8 protein-coding genes are annotated in these 18,554 nt (G+C 40.2%); all 8 read left to right on the top strand.

The window, feature by feature from the left end; translation table 11 throughout:
• Position 1 precedes the first annotated feature (1 nt).
• The 8 genes from LVD16_RS19400 (at position 2) to LVD16_RS19365 (ending at position 18,554) form a co-directional block, all read left to right on the top strand.
• Complete coding sequence (locus tag LVD16_RS19400) at positions 2 to 1,750, top strand: hypothetical protein (RefSeq protein ID WP_233769946.1); 1,749 nt, start codon at positions 2 to 4, stop codon at positions 1,748 to 1,750.
• Entirely contained in the window at positions 1,747 to 2,388 is a 642-nt protein-coding gene (locus LVD16_RS19395) for a hypothetical protein (RefSeq protein ID WP_233769945.1), read from the top strand. The genes LVD16_RS19400 and LVD16_RS19395 overlap by 4 nt, the downstream gene beginning before the upstream one ends.
• Positions 2,389 to 2,392: 4 nt before the next feature.
• A complete protein-coding gene (locus tag LVD16_RS19390) occupies positions 2,393 to 7,033 on the top strand; it encodes a hypothetical protein (RefSeq protein WP_233769944.1) in 4,641 nt (1,546 codons plus the stop codon).
• Entirely contained in the window at positions 7,026 to 9,062 is a 2,037-nt protein-coding gene (locus LVD16_RS19385) for a fibronectin type III domain-containing protein (protein WP_233769943.1), read from the top strand. The genes LVD16_RS19390 and LVD16_RS19385 overlap by 8 nt, the downstream gene beginning before the upstream one ends.
• A 22-nt stretch (positions 9,063 to 9,084) precedes the next feature.
• Positions 9,085 to 9,612 carry a hypothetical protein gene (locus LVD16_RS19380; protein WP_233769942.1) on the top strand — a complete coding sequence of 176 codons (528 nt, stop codon included), beginning with the start codon at positions 9,085 to 9,087 and terminating at the stop codon, positions 9,610 to 9,612.
• Positions 9,536 to 13,450 carry a T9SS type A sorting domain-containing protein gene (locus LVD16_RS19375; protein WP_233769941.1) on the top strand — a complete coding sequence of 1,305 codons (3,915 nt, stop codon included), beginning with the start codon at positions 9,536 to 9,538 and terminating at the stop codon, positions 13,448 to 13,450. The genes LVD16_RS19380 and LVD16_RS19375 overlap by 77 nt, the downstream gene beginning before the upstream one ends.
• A 125-nt stretch (positions 13,451 to 13,575) precedes the next feature.
• Positions 13,576 to 17,514, top strand: a complete 3,939-nt coding sequence (locus LVD16_RS19370; protein WP_233769940.1) for a PKD domain-containing protein — start codon at positions 13,576 to 13,578, stop codon at positions 17,512 to 17,514.
• Complete coding sequence (locus LVD16_RS19365; RefSeq protein ID WP_233769939.1) at positions 17,511 to 18,554, top strand: PorP/SprF family type IX secretion system membrane protein; 1,044 nt, start codon at positions 17,511 to 17,513, stop codon at positions 18,552 to 18,554. Before LVD16_RS19370 ends, LVD16_RS19365 begins: the two co-directional genes overlap by 4 nt.

Below are 18,554 nucleotides of genomic sequence, written 5' to 3'. Positions count from 1 at the left end.
AATGAAGAAAATCATAATTTTTTTATTACTGATAATCACTTTTAAATCTGCAGGTCAGGATATGACTTTTTTAGGCTATGGTTTAGAGAGTGAAGTGAGGCTATTTTGGCTGCCCAATGAAAAGGTACCCGAGAATCTTGCAGGGTATAATATAAAAAGAAGGCAAGGTGAAGGAGAATGGCTATTATTAAATGAGTCTCCCATTTTGCCTGCTACATCATCAGATAAATTGCTTAACAATCTGGGCCTTTCATCTAACGATATTGAAAGGTTATCAGCCAAAAGATCCGACCTGATTAAACAGAATAAACTAACGCCAAAAGATCATGATGAGTTTATTTCATTTTTAGGTCAAGAAGGAGTGACAAAGGCATTAAGGTTTGTTTTAGCCAGTGATTTTGATTTGTCTTTGATAGCTGGTTTTGGATATGTAGATCATCCAAAAGCTAAGGGCAAGTTCACTTATGGTATTTTCCCAGTCCTAAAAGATGTAGAAGGGCAAGTAGCGGCTACTTATAGCTTAGATTTTGGGACTGAAACAAAATTCCCAATAGAAATTAATGGAGAGGTAAAAGCAATTAATCAAAAGGCAAGTAGTGTTGAACTATTGTGGACAGTAAATCTTGAAGACTATAAGAAGTATCCTTTCATTAGTGGGTTTGATGTTTTTAGAAGAGATGCTGCTGACCAGTTTAAAAAGCTAAATGAGAATATTATCTGGATGTCAACTGGAAGCAAAGAAGGTGTTGTTTTTTATAGTGATAATACGGTTCAGCTAGATAACTCATATACATATGCCATCAGGCCTAAGACTATATTCAATACTTTCGGGGAATACTCTGAATTAGAGGTGGCAACTAAGAAGATACCTGAGGATATTGCTATGCCAACTTTAGAAAAAGTTGATTACATTCAAACAGGTTTTTCCCTAGATTGGCAGTTTAGTGCAGATAAAGAAGAATTTATCTCAGGTTTTTATGTGGAAAAGGTAGATGAAATCGACCAATTTCAAAAGGTATCTGAGCTTTTGGTTTCCTCGACAAGACATTTCACTTTTACAAGTGCGGCTCCTAAAGATGGTAGTTATCACACTTTCAGAGTAGTGGCGGTAAGAATTGACGGTTTATCACTTTGGAGTAATAGAAAGAACTTTTACTATCAAGAAGATAAAACTCCTTCAGCCCCTCAAAATCTATCAGCAGAAATTATACAGAATGGACAAAAGAGATTTGTTAGGTTAAATTGGAATAAACCAAATAAGAATCTTAACCATGTAAGTGAATATAAACTATACTCAAGGAGCCCCTGGTCTGATCATTTGGTTCAAGAAGGTAGCATTGAGATTCATACCACCACCTATGACTATGAAGTTGCTAACAAACATGCAGCAACATATGGTTTTGCGGTTTCAGCATTAACTGAGGATTACTTCGAAAGTCCATTGAGTGATTCCATATCTATCCTGGTTCCATCTTTGGACCTACCATTTGTTGAAATTTGGCCAATAGCCAAAGAAAATAAAGTTATCACACTCAATTGGAAATACCCTGATAATATAATTGATCTAGCTGGTTTTAGGCTATATCAAAATGGAGAAATAATAGCGGATGAAAACCAATTGGGCCCGGAGGCGAGACAATGGGTTTCTTCCGCAATGACATCAGGTAAGTATAGCTATCAGCTCGAGGCTGTATCTGAGTCAGAAGTAAAAAGCAATTTGTCAAAACCACGAAATTTTGATATAGAATGAAAGTACGTAGTCTAATAATATTGATATGTATTACCACGTCAGCCTTCGCTCAGGATCTGCCAGTACCTGAAGGATTAAAAGGACAGGTAATATCCGAAGATGGTCAAAACTATGTGGAGTTAACATGGGAAAAAATCAATTTTGGCAGTGAGAGAGTGGGGTTCAATATTCTGGTGCAGTTCCCTGAAAGTAAAAACATTTTACTATATCAAAAGGCTGGGATCATTTATGGGAATAGTTATAAGTATCCTGTATCCAATAGCTATGCTGCTAACTATAAGTTCGCTGTTATGACTATTAAAAACTTCCCTACAGTAATAAGAAGTGAGAAAAGTGAAGTTATTGATGTCATGGTTCCGTCGGTGAGGCTACCCAACATCAGGATTGATGAGGCTGTGGCAGATGGTGAGCAGGTGATATTAAAATGGAACTATGAAGGCAAAGACATTCCCGATGTTTATGGATATAATATATACCTAAATGGTGCTTTACTAAACACTGTACGTGGAGCTTCAAACGGCCAATGGGAACAAAGTTTTGCCGATCAAGCAAAATTGGTATTTGAAATATCGGCTGTGTCAGTTACCGGCATAGAAAGTCAAAGGTCGCAAAAGAAACTAGTGAAGATTGATAATTAGAACTATGAGAAAGTATATAGCCGTATTATTGATGTTACTGACTCATGCTGCCGGTTATGCTATGACCGAGCCGGATAAGAAAGAGAAGTCGGATGATGAGAAAGGAACTCGTTCAGAAGCAAAAGCTCCTAAAATGAGAGCTTTTAAGGGATTGGAGACGGTAATTTCACAACGCACAGAAAATGATATATTAAAAGTCTCAGATTTTGAAAATCCAATATCAGATACACTCGACTATTATTCTAGAAGAGCAATGGAAGTTGATCAGGCCATTAAGGAGAATAATAAGTTTGTTGAGGTATTAGATGAAAATACGCTCATTGATATGCCAGTGGGTATAAAAAAGGATATAGGAGGGCTTTCTTATAGCATTTCTTTAGATAGTATAGTGATGACTCCCACGGGTGCCTATCTCATCGCCTACATGGTATTTACAGAACCTTCCAGTGGTAAAAGTCTAACTTTCAGAGGCACAGATATAAAGTTGAGTAAAACGGGTGGCCTCACAGGTGATGCAAGACTTGAACTAATTGGTGATCAGCCTATTAATATATTCGGCTCAAAGTCTTTAATGACGCTAAAAGGTGATGGAACCACGTATGTGGAGTTTGATTGTAATGGATTTAAACTGATGGGTATTGGGGCGGATATCGTATTCTCTAGAGATCTGATTGTGCCCGAAAACGCAGATGGTACTCCAGATAGTACCAGAAGAGTAACAGCGAACCTTCGAACCACTTTGAGCAATTGGAATGATCTCATTGCTGAAGTGGATTTGCCTGCTTTTCAAATTAAGGGGGTAAAAGGTGTGGGTTTTAAGGCTAGTACGGCCATTTTTGATTTTAGCGATTATAGAAATGCACCTGCTATAAAATTCCCCAAAGACTACAATTCAGAGCTGCTCTCATCAGAATACTCAGATTTATGGAGAGGGTTTTACATGCGCGAAATGAAGGTGTCACTACCTCCTGAATTTAGGGAGCGGGATTCATCGAATGTCAGAAGAAGCTTTTACGTGAATAATATAATAATAGATAATTTAGGCTTCTCGGGAAAAGTAGTTGCAACAGATATTATCCCGCTTTCCAAAGGTGATATGAATGGCTGGAATTATTCTCTTGATTCCATATATCTAGATGTGCAGGCTAACAACCTTAAACAAGGTGGTTTTAGTGGCGGCATTATAATTCCTGTTAGTAGCGAACACCATACTTTTAAATACAGGGCGGTTATAAGCACGGGAGGAAATTACGTTTTCAATGTGTCCGCTGCAGACAGCTTGCAATTTGATGTTTTTAAAACGAGCAAGGTGGATATCTACCCTTCATCATATTTGGAGGTTAAGGTGAAGGATGGAAAGTTTTTGCCTAAGGCCAATCTCCATGGGGCTATGAACATTACCGCCAATCTAGGAAAGAAGAAGAAGGGCGTGAACTTAGCTGATATAGATTTTGAAAACTTACAAATTCAGTCCGTAAAACCATATATCAAAGTAGGAGCATTCTCATTTGGATCTGAGGCCGCACAGCAAGCTATGGCCAATTTTCCTGTTAGCATAAATAACATTGGTCTTAAAAACATTAATGATACTCAGGTAGGACTTGATTTTGACATGTTATTGAACCTTACCGGTTCCGATGGTGGTGCATTTGCTGCGGAGGCGGGCCTCACTGTTGTTGGTGAGATGAAAAGTGATGGCGGACAGAAATGGAGATACAAGGATATCCAGGTTCGTGATATTTCAATTGATATAGACGGTGGTGCCTTTAAATTTCAAGGTAGCTTAAAGTTCTATAGAAATGATACACTTTATGGAGAAGGTTTCAATGGCCAGGTGAAAGCAGAATTTAAACCCGGGATCAAACTGCAGGCTACAGCAATTTTCGGTAATGTTGATGGCTATCGTTATTGGTATGCCGATGCTATGGCTTCCTTTGGTACAGGTATTCCAATATTTACCGGGGTTGGTATCTATGGATTTGGTGGTGGTGCTTATTACCGAATGGCCATGGATACCGAAGGTGTAGGTTCTGAACTAGGAAGGACTGTTTCAGGTGTTACATATATTCCCAAAGAGAACGCCGGTTTAGGTCTTAAAGCCACTATAGAGCTGGGATCTTACCCTAAACCTGAAGCCTTTACAGCTGATGCTGCCTTCGAAATAGCATTTTTCAGAGGAGGAGGAGTTCGTTATATTTCCTTTAAAGGGAACGGCTATCTGGCCACTCCACCAATAGATGGTACCTTAGATAAACTTAAAGAAAAAACACAGAAATTAGCTGGAGTAGTAGCCAAATTAGAAAAAGCAGCAGGAGATAGTGCGGCAGGTGTCTTACTAGCCTCTAACTCTGAGGAAGATAACACAGTGCAGCAAATCTATGGACAACTAGACGAGGCATCTGGTAAGGGGCAGATATCGGCTCATGTTTTTATTAGTTATGACTTCGAAAATAGGGTCTTGCACGGAACTTTTGAAGTTTACATGAACATTGCAGGCGGTCTTATTCAAGGTGTAGGTCCCGGAGGCCGTGCAGGTTGGGCAGTTTTACACTTTGCCCCTGACGAGTGGTATGTCTATGCCGGAACACCAGATGATCGGGTAGGAGTAAAAGTAGGAATAGGTCCTATTAGTGCTCAGGCTACCAGTTATTTTATGGTGGGAACTACTATACCCGGTAGTCCACCTCCGCCGGAGGAGGTTTCTGAAATACTAGGAGCTGATGACCTGGATTACGTGCGAGACTTAAATGCTTTAGGCAATGGTGCCGGTTTCGCATTTGGCGCCGCGTTTTCTATGAGTACTGGGGATTTGAGTTTCGCGATGTTCTACGCAAGTTTTGCCGCAGGAGCAGGTTTTGATATTATGCTGAAAGATTATGGCAATGCCTCATGCATGGGTAGAAGTGGACCAATTGGTATTAATGGTTGGTATGCAAATGGTCAATCTTATGCTTATTTCCAGGGTAAAATCGGGATTCGAGTGAAGGTTTTTGGTAAGAAAAGGGAGGTTGATATTCTTAACATTGGTGCAGCTGCATTGCTTCAGGCAAAATTGCCTAATCCATTCTGGATGAGAGGTATAGTAGGTGGACATTTTAGTATTTTTAATGGCCTGGTGAAAGGAAAGTGTAAATTCGAAGTCACCCTTGGAGAAGAATGTGAGCTGGTAGGTGTTGGAAGTGCCGTGGAGGCAATGCAGGTGATTTCAGAAATTACACCAAGTGATGGAGAAGCTCACGTTAATGTCTTTAATATACCTCAAGCGGTATTTAATATGCCGGTGGATGAGGTGTTTGAACTAATAGATCTTGACGGCCAATTGAAATCATTTAGAATTAAACTCGACGAATTTAAGCTTGTTTCAGGTGGCTATGAAATTCCAGGAGACATTGAATGGAATAACGCACATGATGTAGCGGCTTATAACAGTTTTGACGTATTTCCTTCAGAAAAGGAGATCAAGGTTGTTGCTCAAATAAGCTTCGAAGAAAAAAGGGATGGTGACTGGGTTGCGGTTATGGTAGATGGTAAAAAGTATACTGAAAGAAGGGAAATCAATTTCACTTCTGGTATTGCCCCAGATTATATTCCTATGGAGAACATAGAATACAGCTATCCGGTGGTTAACCAACTAAACTTTTACAAAGATGAATATAACAAGGGTTATATCAAGCTGAAGAAAGGTCAACCAGAGTTATTCCAGGTTTCTGATGAATGGATTCAAAAGGGGCGGTTTACTGCGGGTTCTGGCTCGAAGACATTTTTTGACTATAGTTATTCCGGTAGTAAAAGAGAAATCAATTTTAACTTGCCTAGTCTCACTACGAATCAGGTATATGCCTATGAACTGGTCAATCTGCCGGCAAAAGTAGCGGAAGAGATTGATAGAAATGTTACCGAAACCGAAAATAATGTAGCAGTGGAAGACGAAGATATTAGTATAGAATTGACTGGTAATGAAGCTGAAGGTTCTATTGATGAGTTACAGGAAAAGGCAGTATTCAGTACCAGAATGAGAAGTAGTAGGTATAATACGTTCGAAGCAAAGGTAAATAGTTTAACTATTCCTAATACTTACAGAATGCCTCATATACTTTGGGATATATTTTTACTTATATCCTATGTAGATTCAAATGAAGCCTTCGGTCAGGATGAAGTTACAGGTAATCAATTCACTGCTTATCAACCGCTTATATCAATAGAAGCAGATCTTAGTGATAATAGCTTTTATAATAATTATATCTATCCATTGGTTTATGATGGCTATCCGATAGATGGAAATATACGAATTGATTGGCGTACAGTAGATTCGCTAGGCCTCGCACCAGTGAAGGCTGTAAAGCTATTTCAAGAGCCTGATGATCTCAAATATACTACTGATGAAGAATTGGTCTTGACATCTCAAAGTACTGTAATACGATACTATTTACCTTACTACATGTATTATGATTGGAAAGAAATTCAGGGTGAAGTGGTGGATAGATATATTCAGAATGCCACTTTTAGGCCAAGAATAGCCAGAATCATTGACGGAATATATCCAATAATGAGACCAGGAAGCTATAAGATAAAAATGAAATATTCCTTACCCGGAGGCAGGGCCTCTTCACAGGGTTATGAATTTAACTTGATTGCAAATGAGTAGGTTTAGCTATATCCTTACATTACTAGCAGTATTAATTTTTTCAGGAGCTTATGCTCAAGAAGAACTTCAAATGCTCGGAAAAGAAGGGGAGAAGGAGATACTTTTAAGGTGGGCGCCCCCAAGTCCTGCTTCATGGGAGTTATTAAATAAATATGGCTATTCTTTAGTAAGATATACCGTGTCAAGAGATGGTAAGATTCTTTCAACGCCTGAGGAGTTTATAATTAATAATAATTTACACCCAGACAGTGTTGCTTTAGGCAAGAATATCGATACCGACGACGAAGCTGCTGTAGCTGCACAGGCTATTTATGGAGATGGTTTTCAATTATCAGAAAACTTTTCTAACGACATTATGCAGGTGGTCAACAAGGCGACCGAATTAGAACAGAGATACTCTTTTGCATTATTTGTGGCAGATCAGTCTTTTAATGTAGCGAAAATGTCAGGCTTGGCGTACACTGATAATCAGATTAAAGCAAATGAGAAATATCTCTATCGTATTCAATCTAATGTGCCGGATTCAATTATGCAGATTGGATACGGAAAAGTTTATTTAACTTCTCGGGAGGTACCTCCTTTGCCCAAGCCGACAGGAATCAAGGAAACCTCCAATGGTAGTTCAGTGATGATAAGATGGGATAAGGCCCTGTTTGATAAGGTTTATAATAGCTATTATATTGAGAGGTCAGAGAATGGAGGAGCTTTTGGCCAGATATTCGATTTGCCCTATTTAAATACCGAAAGTTCTGCCGGTCAATCAGAATATTTCTATTTTTCCGATTCCATAAATGTTGATAACAAATACGCATACAGACTTAGAGGGAAAACACCTTTTTCCGAATTGGGCCCGTACTCTGATACAGTCATAGTTGAAGCAAATATTAGCTTTGATTATCCGGTTAACATAACATCTCATTCTATAAGTAAGGCCGGTGCTGTAGATCTAAACTGGGTTTTTCCAGATTCTTTAGAAGTTTTTATTGAACAGTTTCAAGTTGAAAGAGCCACAGCTGCCAGTGGAGATTATACAATAATTAAAAAAGATCTCTCCGTTAATCGAAGATCTTATACTGATACTACTCCGTTAAGTACGGCTTATTATAGAGTTGCTTATTTAAGTAATAATAAGCTGAAGCACTCATTTCCATATTTAGTGCAGTTACAAGATAGTATTCCACCAGCACCACCAAAAAATTTAACGGCGGTAATCGATACCATCGGAAATGTAACTTTAAAATGGGATGAGAATACAGAAGCCGACTTGCTAGGTTATAAAGTATACCGATCTAACTTTAAAAACAGTGAATTTGGAGAAGTTACAACCGCCACCATAGGCCATAATACCTTTATAGACAGTATCCGACTAGATAATTTATCCAAAAAGATCTATTACAAAGTTGAAGCCCTAGATAATAGATTTAATAGATCAGAATATAGTGATTGGGTTGAAGTGACTAAACCTGATATTCTCCCTCCAACCAAACCAGTATTTACAGATTACAAAGTCAAAGGAGATTCGGTGTATTTGACATGGCAGAGAAGCTGGAGTAAGGATGTAAAACAATATGTGCTGTATAGAAAAGAGGGGAATATAAATAATTGGCTCCAACTGAACTCGGTGGATAGCAAAGCATCTAATTATGTTGATGTTTTAAAATCAACCAATCAGGAATATGAATACACACTTGTAGCTGTAGACAGTAGCAATAACGAGTCTGAACCAGCGGCTATAATCCGCATAGCTTCAGAAAGTAAGAGCTATCCACCAGTCAGCAATTTAAAGTATAAAATAGACAATGTAAGTAAAACTATAACACTAACGTGGAAGTATGAACCTAATGATGATATTGAAGGTTTCCGGATTTACAGGAAAGTAGGTGATGGAAAGATGGGGCTTTTGACAACTGTTGGAGGTCAGAATAAAGAGTTTACAGAAGATCTAATACAGCAAGGTCTTACTTATGGCATAATGACCTTATATAGCAATGGGGCCCATTCTGAAATTCTGATATTAAAGGCGAACTAAATTTTGTTGAAATTTGAGTCTAATGAAAAAGTATTTTTGGCTGACTTGTTTCTTTATCATGATATTATTTTCCGGGTACGAAAGTGTATCTCAGAAAAGATTCAACGTTAATATAGCTAGTTGGTCTGGCAATTCTACATTGCAAACTGCATATTATGAGATTTCGGGGCCATTCGGACAAATTTCTAACAGTACGGGGCAATTTAGAGATCTAGTCTCACTTCCAACTAGTGTAAGGGTAGGATACAAACCATACAATACAAACACAATTGTTTGCTATAAATATGCAACACTAACACAACCTGTAAATGAATGCCATTCTGAATATTTTACTATGATAGGGTGTGATAATACAGGAACAGCTTATATAGATTATCAACATGGCCCTCAACTGTCTATGGAATCAGGTACCACACCAATTGATCCTGAAAATGATTTTTGTATGGACGATGAAATAACCTTAGTCGGGACATATGGCTTTAGCTATTATGAGTGGCAGTATAGAATTGGAGCGGGAGGCTGGTCTACCTTTGAGTTGGGGGGGGGCTAGGTCTATTTCTTTTGGTCTAAGTGATATACGATCTGATTATATAGTCACATTATTAAATAGAAATTTATTTTTTAGATATACCGTTGGAAATTGTGATCCATCTACTACGAATGCCTATACACAAGCATACTTATTTAGAGCGAACCCTCCTATAGTTACCAATGCAGATCCTTCCGAGGTATCATGCTTAGGAGGAAATGATGGTTCGATTGTTATAATCAGTACAGACAGAAATCCATACCCTGGTGAAGTCTTTGAGTATTACCTTTTTAAAGATGATACACCGGTAAAACCTTTTGCAAGGATAGGCTCTCAAATGGTCGCGGAAAACTTGACTGCAGGTAGTTATAAAATCCTAGGAAGTACAGATCAAGGGGGATGTGGTGATTCAATTTATCACCATGTCAATGTTCTCCAGCCCACCGACGCCATAACCACCTCCGCCGCCGGCAATGACCAAATAGTTTGTAATGCCACTGCCACCATTACCGGAAACGCAGTAGACGCAACGGATGAGGTAGGTCAATGGACACTAGTTTCAGGTTCAGGTACGATCAGTAATGCTAATAGCCGAACTACTACATTGAGTAATTTAAGCGTGGGTGCCAATGTTTTTCGCTGGACCATCACCCAGGAGTATGGCTGTACCAGCAGTGATGACGTTATCATTACTCGCTTGGATGTGACTTCTGCCGATGCCGGCAGTGATCAGATAGTCTGTTCTTCCTCAGCTTCTTTATCGGCAAATGCACCAGGCACCGGAGAAAAGGGAAGCTGGAGTGTGGTAAGTGGTTCAGGCACATTTTCAAACATAAACTCGAGAACATCCAGCGTTAGTGATTTAAGTGAGGGCGATAATGAATTCCGCTGGACCATAGAGGATACTGGAGAGAATTGTTCAAAACCAGATGCAGTTAAAATTACTTATATAAACACTACCGCGGCACAGGCCGGAGAGGATCTATACTTATGCTCAAACAGTGCAGTTTTGGCCGGAAATACAGTGGGTACAAATGAATCGGGTCAATGGACAGTGGTATCAGGTGCTGCGGTTTTTGCTGATAATAGTAAGTTTAATACAACTGTTTCAGGCCTTTCATCAGGAGCAAATGTGCTCCGCTGGAGCATTAGGGATAATGGCAATCATTGTACAGCAAAGACAGATGATGTTACTCTAACTGTCAGTGATCTTACTATCTCGGAAGTTTCAGCTAAAAGGAAAAACCCGGACTGCCCTGATAGTGATAATGGAGAGATCGTAGTAACAGCTATAGGAGGAGTGGCATTTGATACAGGATTAGACTATAAGTTCACCTTGTCTAATGGAGATGAAGAATATGCTAACGCAGGTCAGGAAGTGAAATTTATAGGCCTGGAGGCTAGTGTGTACTCAGTAACTGTAGAAGATCAGAACTGCATTAAATATTCAACATCCATTACTATTACGGCTCCCAATCCGATTACAGGGACTCTATCAGAGACGGCGATCTCCTGCCATGATTCAAATGATGGAGCTCTATCCATAGGTAATTTATCCGGAGGAGCAGGAGGTTACACTTATGCCTGGTCCACAGGCTCATCAGCGAACTCTATTTCTAATTTGAATCCAGGTAACTATTATGTTGATATCACTGATAGTAAGGGGTGTACTAAACGATTGGAAAAGGAGGTTGAAGCCCCTAATGAACTGGATGGCCTTACAGTCATAAACGATATTGCATGCCATGATGATGGAAACGGAAGTATTGAACTGGATCCATCAGGAGGAACAGCACCTTACTCTTTTAGCTGGTCAGATGGTAGTAGCGGTCAGGACCTTTCAAATGCACCGGCCGGCACCTACTCAGTCACTATAACCGATGCTAATAACTGTACCACTGATATCACCAGCCTCACCATTACCGAGCCTAGTGAAGTGGCGCTTACTGTAGCTAGTAAAAATAATGTATCATGTTTTAACACAGCTACTGGAAGCATCACGCTAAACTCATCAGGAGGGGTATCCGGTTATGAATACTCTATGGATGGCACTAACTGGCAAAGCAGTAGTGTATTTAATGATTTAACGGCTGGCTCATATCTGATAATGATGCGTGATGCTAATGGCTGTGATGCTTCCTTGACTACCAGTCTAACGCAGCCACCATTGTTGGAAGGTGAGATCAGCTCAACCACAGAAGCGCAGTGTGGAGAGAGCAATGGTTCGGCTACCTTAAATGTATCGGGTGGAACCGGAAGCTATAGCTACCAATGGAAGAACAGCTCAGGTACATTGGTGGGTACTTCGGCCAACTTGCAGAATGTACCAGGAGGAATTTATACAGCCACAGTTACTGATGAAAATGCCTGTAGTTTTAATATCAATGCTAACGTAAGCAGTGAGGACGGCGCTGAGATTACTGCCTCTAACCTTACCTCTACCAGCTGTTTTGATAGTAACGATGGTAGAGCAGCCTTACAACTTACTGGTGTTGGCCCGTTTACAGTAGAGTGGGACAATGGAGAAACAGGACCAAATCCTACCGAATTACATCCAGGCACTAATGTAGTGAGTATTACAGATGCCAATGGCTGTACAGTAGTAGAGCAAATTACTGTTCCACATCCTGATGCTGTTGATTACCAGACGGTTTCCTCACGCCCCGCCACTTGTGCTGACAGTGAAGATGGCCGTTTTGAAATCCAGGGTATCGGAGGAAGTGGTGGTTATACTTATAGCTGGTCCAACGGACAAACAGGTACGGTACTTAATAATGTTCAACAAGGCGATTATGATCTGGAGATCACTGATAATCAGGGATGTACTTTCATTACCACTGTTCATGTGGATGGTGTAAGTCCACTCTCAGTAGAGGCAGCTTCATTGCAGCGCCCTACCTGTGCTGGAGATCAGGATGGTTCGGTTACTATACAAGGTGTTGGAGGTAATGGTAATTACACCTATACCTGGTTCGATGGTGCTACGGGCACTTTCCATGATCAGTTGTCAGCAGGAGAGTACACTATTGATATTACTGACGGCAAGGGCTGTCAATCACAAACTACCATAACCATCCCTGATGCAGAAAATTACAGTGTGTCAATAGATGACAATGCTATTTGTACTGGAGGTACCTATGTGATCACTTCTCCAACTGAAGGCACAGCCTACTCATGGGAATCAGATAATGGCTTTAATAGCAATGAAAGCACTGTAAGACTCACAGAACCAGGTGTATACCATCTGGAAGTGGTCAATGCCAAAGGTTGTATCGCAGAAGATGATTTTGAACTCACCTTATCAGATGATCTGCTTCAAGCTGACTTCTTGATGATATCAGAAGCATATGTGGGCGATACTGTAGTGTTGATCGACATCAGCTGGCCTATACCAGAAAGACTTGAGTGGGGTTTCCCTGAAGGCGCAGAGGTACTAACTTCTAACAAGGACTATGCAGAGGTGATCTTCAGAGAACCAGGTACTTACGGTATAGACATGGAAGTAGGCCTGGCCAACTGTTCTGACTTTTATACTCAGTCTTTAACCATATTGGATGCTCCAAAAGATAGTGAAGGCGGCAGACTTACAGCGGAACATGACTTGATCAAAGCCTTTAAAGTAAGCCCGAACCCAAGTAATGGCAAGTTCAAAATAGAGCTTGAATTATCAGAAGCCCTGAGTCCTGAGTTCAAGTTAATAGACCTTGAAGGCAACCAAATCCTATTAAACGCCCAGCTGGACGCCAGCAAATCTGTAGAACTGGAAGTGGATGCTTCAGAAAACAAACCCGGTATGTATATGCTGTGGTTGAAGGTTGGTGGACAAACAGTTGTAAAGAGAATATTGATCTTGAAATAGTTTAATGTTTCTTAAGTAATATTAAATAATAAAAGATTAATATTTGATTTAGTTTTTAAAATTTGGCATTTTGCCGTATACTGCAGGCGTTTTGGCTCTATGTAGTACTTATATTTTTTAAACTGGTGTCTATTAATTTTTTGCGTCAGCTGGTTATTATCTTTTTGCTGACTATAGTTTCAGGTAATCTATTTGCAACTCATATTATCGGAGGAGAAATCACTTATCGCTGTCTGGGTGGTAAGAGATATGAAATACTACTCACTGTTTATAGTGATTGTGGTTCCAGTGCGGTACTGGAGAGGTATTATCCTATTCAATACTATGCTACAGATTTAGGTATTTTACCGTCATCACCCCTCAGTATTAATGTTGAAAAGCAATCTACTACCGAGGTGAAGCTTGGGTGTTCATCTTCTGTATCTACTTGTAGAGGAGGTAGTGATCCTGGTGTCAATAAAGTGGTTTACAAAGGTATAGTGGACCTTTCAGCCTATGAGGGAAGTGCCGATTGGCGCTTTTTCTGGAAGAGGGCGGCACGAAGTAGCGAGATTGACAACCTTCAGGATCCAGAATTTCAGGATTTTTTCATTGAGTCATCTATCAATAATAAAGCAGCTTCATGTAATAATTCAGTAGTATTTGATGGTCCGGCTGTAGTGATGGTATCGGCTAATCAGGAGGTTACTTTTAACAATGTGGCGGTAGACGCTGATGGTGACCAATTGCAATACGCTGTGGTCGTACCCAAGGTGAATTATGACCTTGATGTAGTCTATAATAGCATCTATGAGTATAATGAATTGGAGTTCATGATCTTTAATGATACTCCGACCCTGAGCGCCAATAGTGGCGATTTAACTTTTTCAGTGAACGGTGTCCAGGTAGGTGTTACTGATTTTAAAGTAGAAGAATATAGAGATGGTGAGCTAATTGGCTGGGTAAAACGAGGTATTCAGGTTTCCAGTGAAGACAAAGACAACACCATTCCACAAATATCAGATTTCCTTGGTTTAGATGTGGATTCTGTTGGCATATGTGCAGGCCAAACGGCTAACCTGAGCTTCAATGTTTCAGATGATGATGCTGGAGACCAACTCACAGTATTAAAGTTAAGCGGACCATCAGGAGTATTTTCAGTGGTCAATAATAATTCTACATCACCTACTGGTCGGATCCTCTGGGATACAAAGAAAACAGATATTGGCGTGCATACCTTCGTTATTGAAGCAAAGGATAATGTATGTCCGCAACCTGGAGCCAATACTAAAACATTCATTATAAATGTCTTACCTATTCCTTCCTTTGAATTAGGAGAGGGCACAACCTTATCATGTAATGAGTTTGTTGAGATTAACCCGGAAGTAACTGGGGGCACTGGCGACTATACTTACTTATGGAATGGTCTGGTGCCGGAGCCGGATATAGATGCTCAAGTAGGAGAGTACATACTAAAAGTGACGGATGAGCTGGGGTGCTATGCTTCTGATACCATTATTTTTGAAAGTGAGATGACTGCCGCTTTTATGGCATCTCCACAATGTTTTGGAGTACCTACCCAGTTTACTGATCTCTCTTCTCATACCAGTGACGATAAGAATATCGTGCGTTGGGAATGGGATTTTGGTGATGGTACCAGCTCTTTTGAAAGAAACCCACAACATACCTATGCGGCCCCAGGTCGTTATACGGTTACTCAAACAATTACAGATAATGGCAATCCCGCCTGTTCAGCAGTATTTACTAATGCCGTAACCATATGTGGACCGCCGGATTTTAATATAATCATTGACGGTATATGCTCTCATAACGTGGTTTCATTTACTTTTGATGCCACTACCTTTCAATACTGCGATGTAATAAAGCAGGTGCGAATAAATTATGGAGATGGTACTATTGAACAACTGGCGGTGGGTGCTTTGCAAGCTTTTCACGAATATGAAACTGGTGGTGTGTTCGATATCACGGTTGAAGTAGAGAACCTTAATGGGTGTACCAATACCAAAACTGTACAGCACGAGATTCATTTAAGTCCATTAGTGAATATAATTGAAAGTGATTTCTTCCTCGTTTGTAGTGCTCCTGATACTGTTCTTCATAGTGATATTCTGGATGGAGGCACAGGTAATATCAATTATATGTGGAGTAATTTTGAAACCACAGAGGACATAGAAATAGATAAAAGTGGCTACTACAGTCTACTGGCTACAGATGATCTGGGCTGCTCCTATGAAGACCAGGTCTCAGTTACTTACCCATTATCAGCCAGGTTTAACTATGACCCATACTGCAAACCCGGAGATGTTATCCAATTTAATAACAACTCATCCAGTACCAATACTATAACAGATTACTCATGGAATTTCGGAGATAGTGGCCCTGATAACCTATCAGCTCTTAGAGAACCTACCCATGATTTTACCAGTGAAGGTGATTATAATGTGTCTCTACAAGTGGAAGATGACGATGGTTGTATTGACACTTTTTCAGCAACAATCTATAACATGTCACTAGATAAAACTCCAGTTTTCGATCTGGATGCCAATGGTGAAATTTGTTTAAGAACTGATATTAAGGTCGTTGCACCCACAGGGCCTCATGTTGATTCCTACTTATGGGATTTTGATAATGGTGCTACATCCGGTTCTCAGGAGCTGACATACAAGTACACTCAGCCAGGTACTTATGATATTAAAGGCACAGTGTTCTACAATAATAATATCTATGCCACGGGTTCATGTGATTCGTCTTTTATAGAATCACTTTTGGTTCATCCGCTGCCTGTAGCCAATATTATATCTTCTGATGAGCGTATTTGTAAAGACGAGGAAATTGTGTTCAGTTATGAATCTGATGATAATATTCAGTCTGTGCTGTGGACCATTAGAAACACCAAAACAGGTGCAGAAGTCACTAGCACGGACGAAACTATTACCTTCACATTTGCTGAGCGAAATGAGTATAGAATCAGTCTGGAGGTAACGGATATCAATGGCTGTAATGGGTATGATAGTAGAACAGAGTACGCCGATGTTGTATCAAGACCTGATTTCACCTTTGAAAAGATATGTGCTAAGGAGCCGATGCTTTTTAAGCAGCACTATCAGGATACCTTAGAAAATATTACTGACTACAGATGGGACTTTGGTGACGGAACAGCGGTAGAGGAAGGTCAGGTGCCCATGCCCATGATCACCCATGCCTTTCCGCCAGGAGGACCTTATGACGTTACACTAACCGTTCTGAACAGGTTCTCCGGGTGTGAAAAAAGTGTGCAACATAGTGTTACTGTGATTAACCCGCCTTTGATAGATTTTGAATATCCAGATATCTGCGAAAGAGAGGAAATGCAGTTTGTAAATCTTACTACTGAGAGGGATGGCACCATTGCCGGGTATGAATGGATATTTCCTGATGGCTCTACTTCTACGAAAGAAAACGCAAAGCATACCTTCCCGCAGTCGGGCTACTGGCCTGTGAGCCTGATTTCTACCTCTTCATTAGGGTGTAGAGATACCCTAACCAGGGAGGTTTATGTTCATCCTGCGCCGGTGGCTGGGGTAGATATTCCAGTAACTTTTGTGGAAGCTTTCATTCCTATGCAATTTTATGATGATTCTGAAGGTGACATTGTATCTTATTCCTGGGATTTTGGCGACGGCGCTACCTCTGATGAAAAAGACCCTATCCACACTTATGACGCCATAGAGAAATTCTTGCTCAAGCATACTGTTGTTAACACAGCGGGCTGCTCTAATACTTACGAGCAATTACTGGATCTCAATGTTTATCTGGATATTCCAACGGCTTTTTCACCAAATAATGACCTGAAAAATGATGAGTTTAAATTAATTCAGCAGGGGATTAAGGTGCTACATACTTTTAAGGTGTACAATCGTCATGGACAAGTGGTGTTTGATGCTAACGGTGATGTGAATGCCATTTGGGACGGTGAGTATAAAGGCAAACGCCAGCCTGCAGGTGTGTATGTTGTTCACGTTCAGGCATCTGGCGCTTATGACACCGAATTTAATTTTAAAAAGAATTTAACCTTACTAAGATGATGAGAAAAGTTGGTCTACTCATCTCGCTGTTGCTGATAATTGTTTCTATGGCTAAGGCACAGGTTCAGGAGGTGAAATTTACGCAGTTCTTTAATTTTCCTTTATACATACAACCAGCCAGTACGGGTAATTTTAAAGAATCGTACCGTATTTCGGGTATTTACCGCAAGCAGTGGAACAGTATTGAATCAGAATTTGAAACCTATGGTTTGTCAACCGATTTTAAATTCTCAAAAGGCTTTTTACCTGGTGATGAATGGGGAGCAGGTCTATACGCCATAGATGATCACTTGGGGAACGGACTCATGCAAAATCAGGAGTTAGGTTTATCCTTTGCTTATCACCATCCATTAGATTTCCAAGGCAGACACAGGCTATCACTGGGTATAAATTTTAGCTATTCAATGGCCTCTTTTGATATTGATAAGTTGCTGTTTGAAAGTCAGTTTGACGGTTTCGTAGCTAACCTTGACCTTCCCAATGGAGAGCCCATAGCCGGAGATAATATGGCAAACTACGATGCAGGAGCGGGATTGGACTATAGCTTTCTGATCAATAAAAAGTGGAGTGCAGGTGTTTCTGCTTCCTGGCTTAATATGGTGAAGCCACAACAAAGCTTTTATAGTGATTCACTCTCAGAAGCTCATATGAACCGAAAGCTGATTTCTGGTAATGTGAAGTATAAGTTTAATGAAAAAGTGGCCCTGGTTCCGCGCTGGTTGGTAAGCTTACAACAGAACGAAACAGAGGTAAGCACAGGTGCCGTTCTGGAGTATCTTTTGGTGCCTCAAAAGCAAGTGCAGCTAGATGTCGGAGCCTTTGCGCAGTGGTCAGAATACATTATTGTGTATGCTGGAGGCACCTACAAAGGTTTTTCATTGCACGCCAGTTATGACTTTTCCATTTCAGGATTGAAGGAGATTACTCAAGTGCAGGATACTGATTTTTCTAACCCGGGAGTATTTGAAATATCTCTAATTTATAAAGGGCGAACTAAAAATAATACGTCTAATTACACTGTTCCTTGCAGAATTTTTTAA

The organism is Fulvivirga ligni (assembly GCF_021389935.1).
GTDB classification, from domain to species: Bacteria; Bacteroidota; Bacteroidia; order Cytophagales; family Cyclobacteriaceae; genus Fulvivirga; species Fulvivirga ligni.
This window is presented reverse-complemented; position numbering and strand designations above follow the sequence as displayed.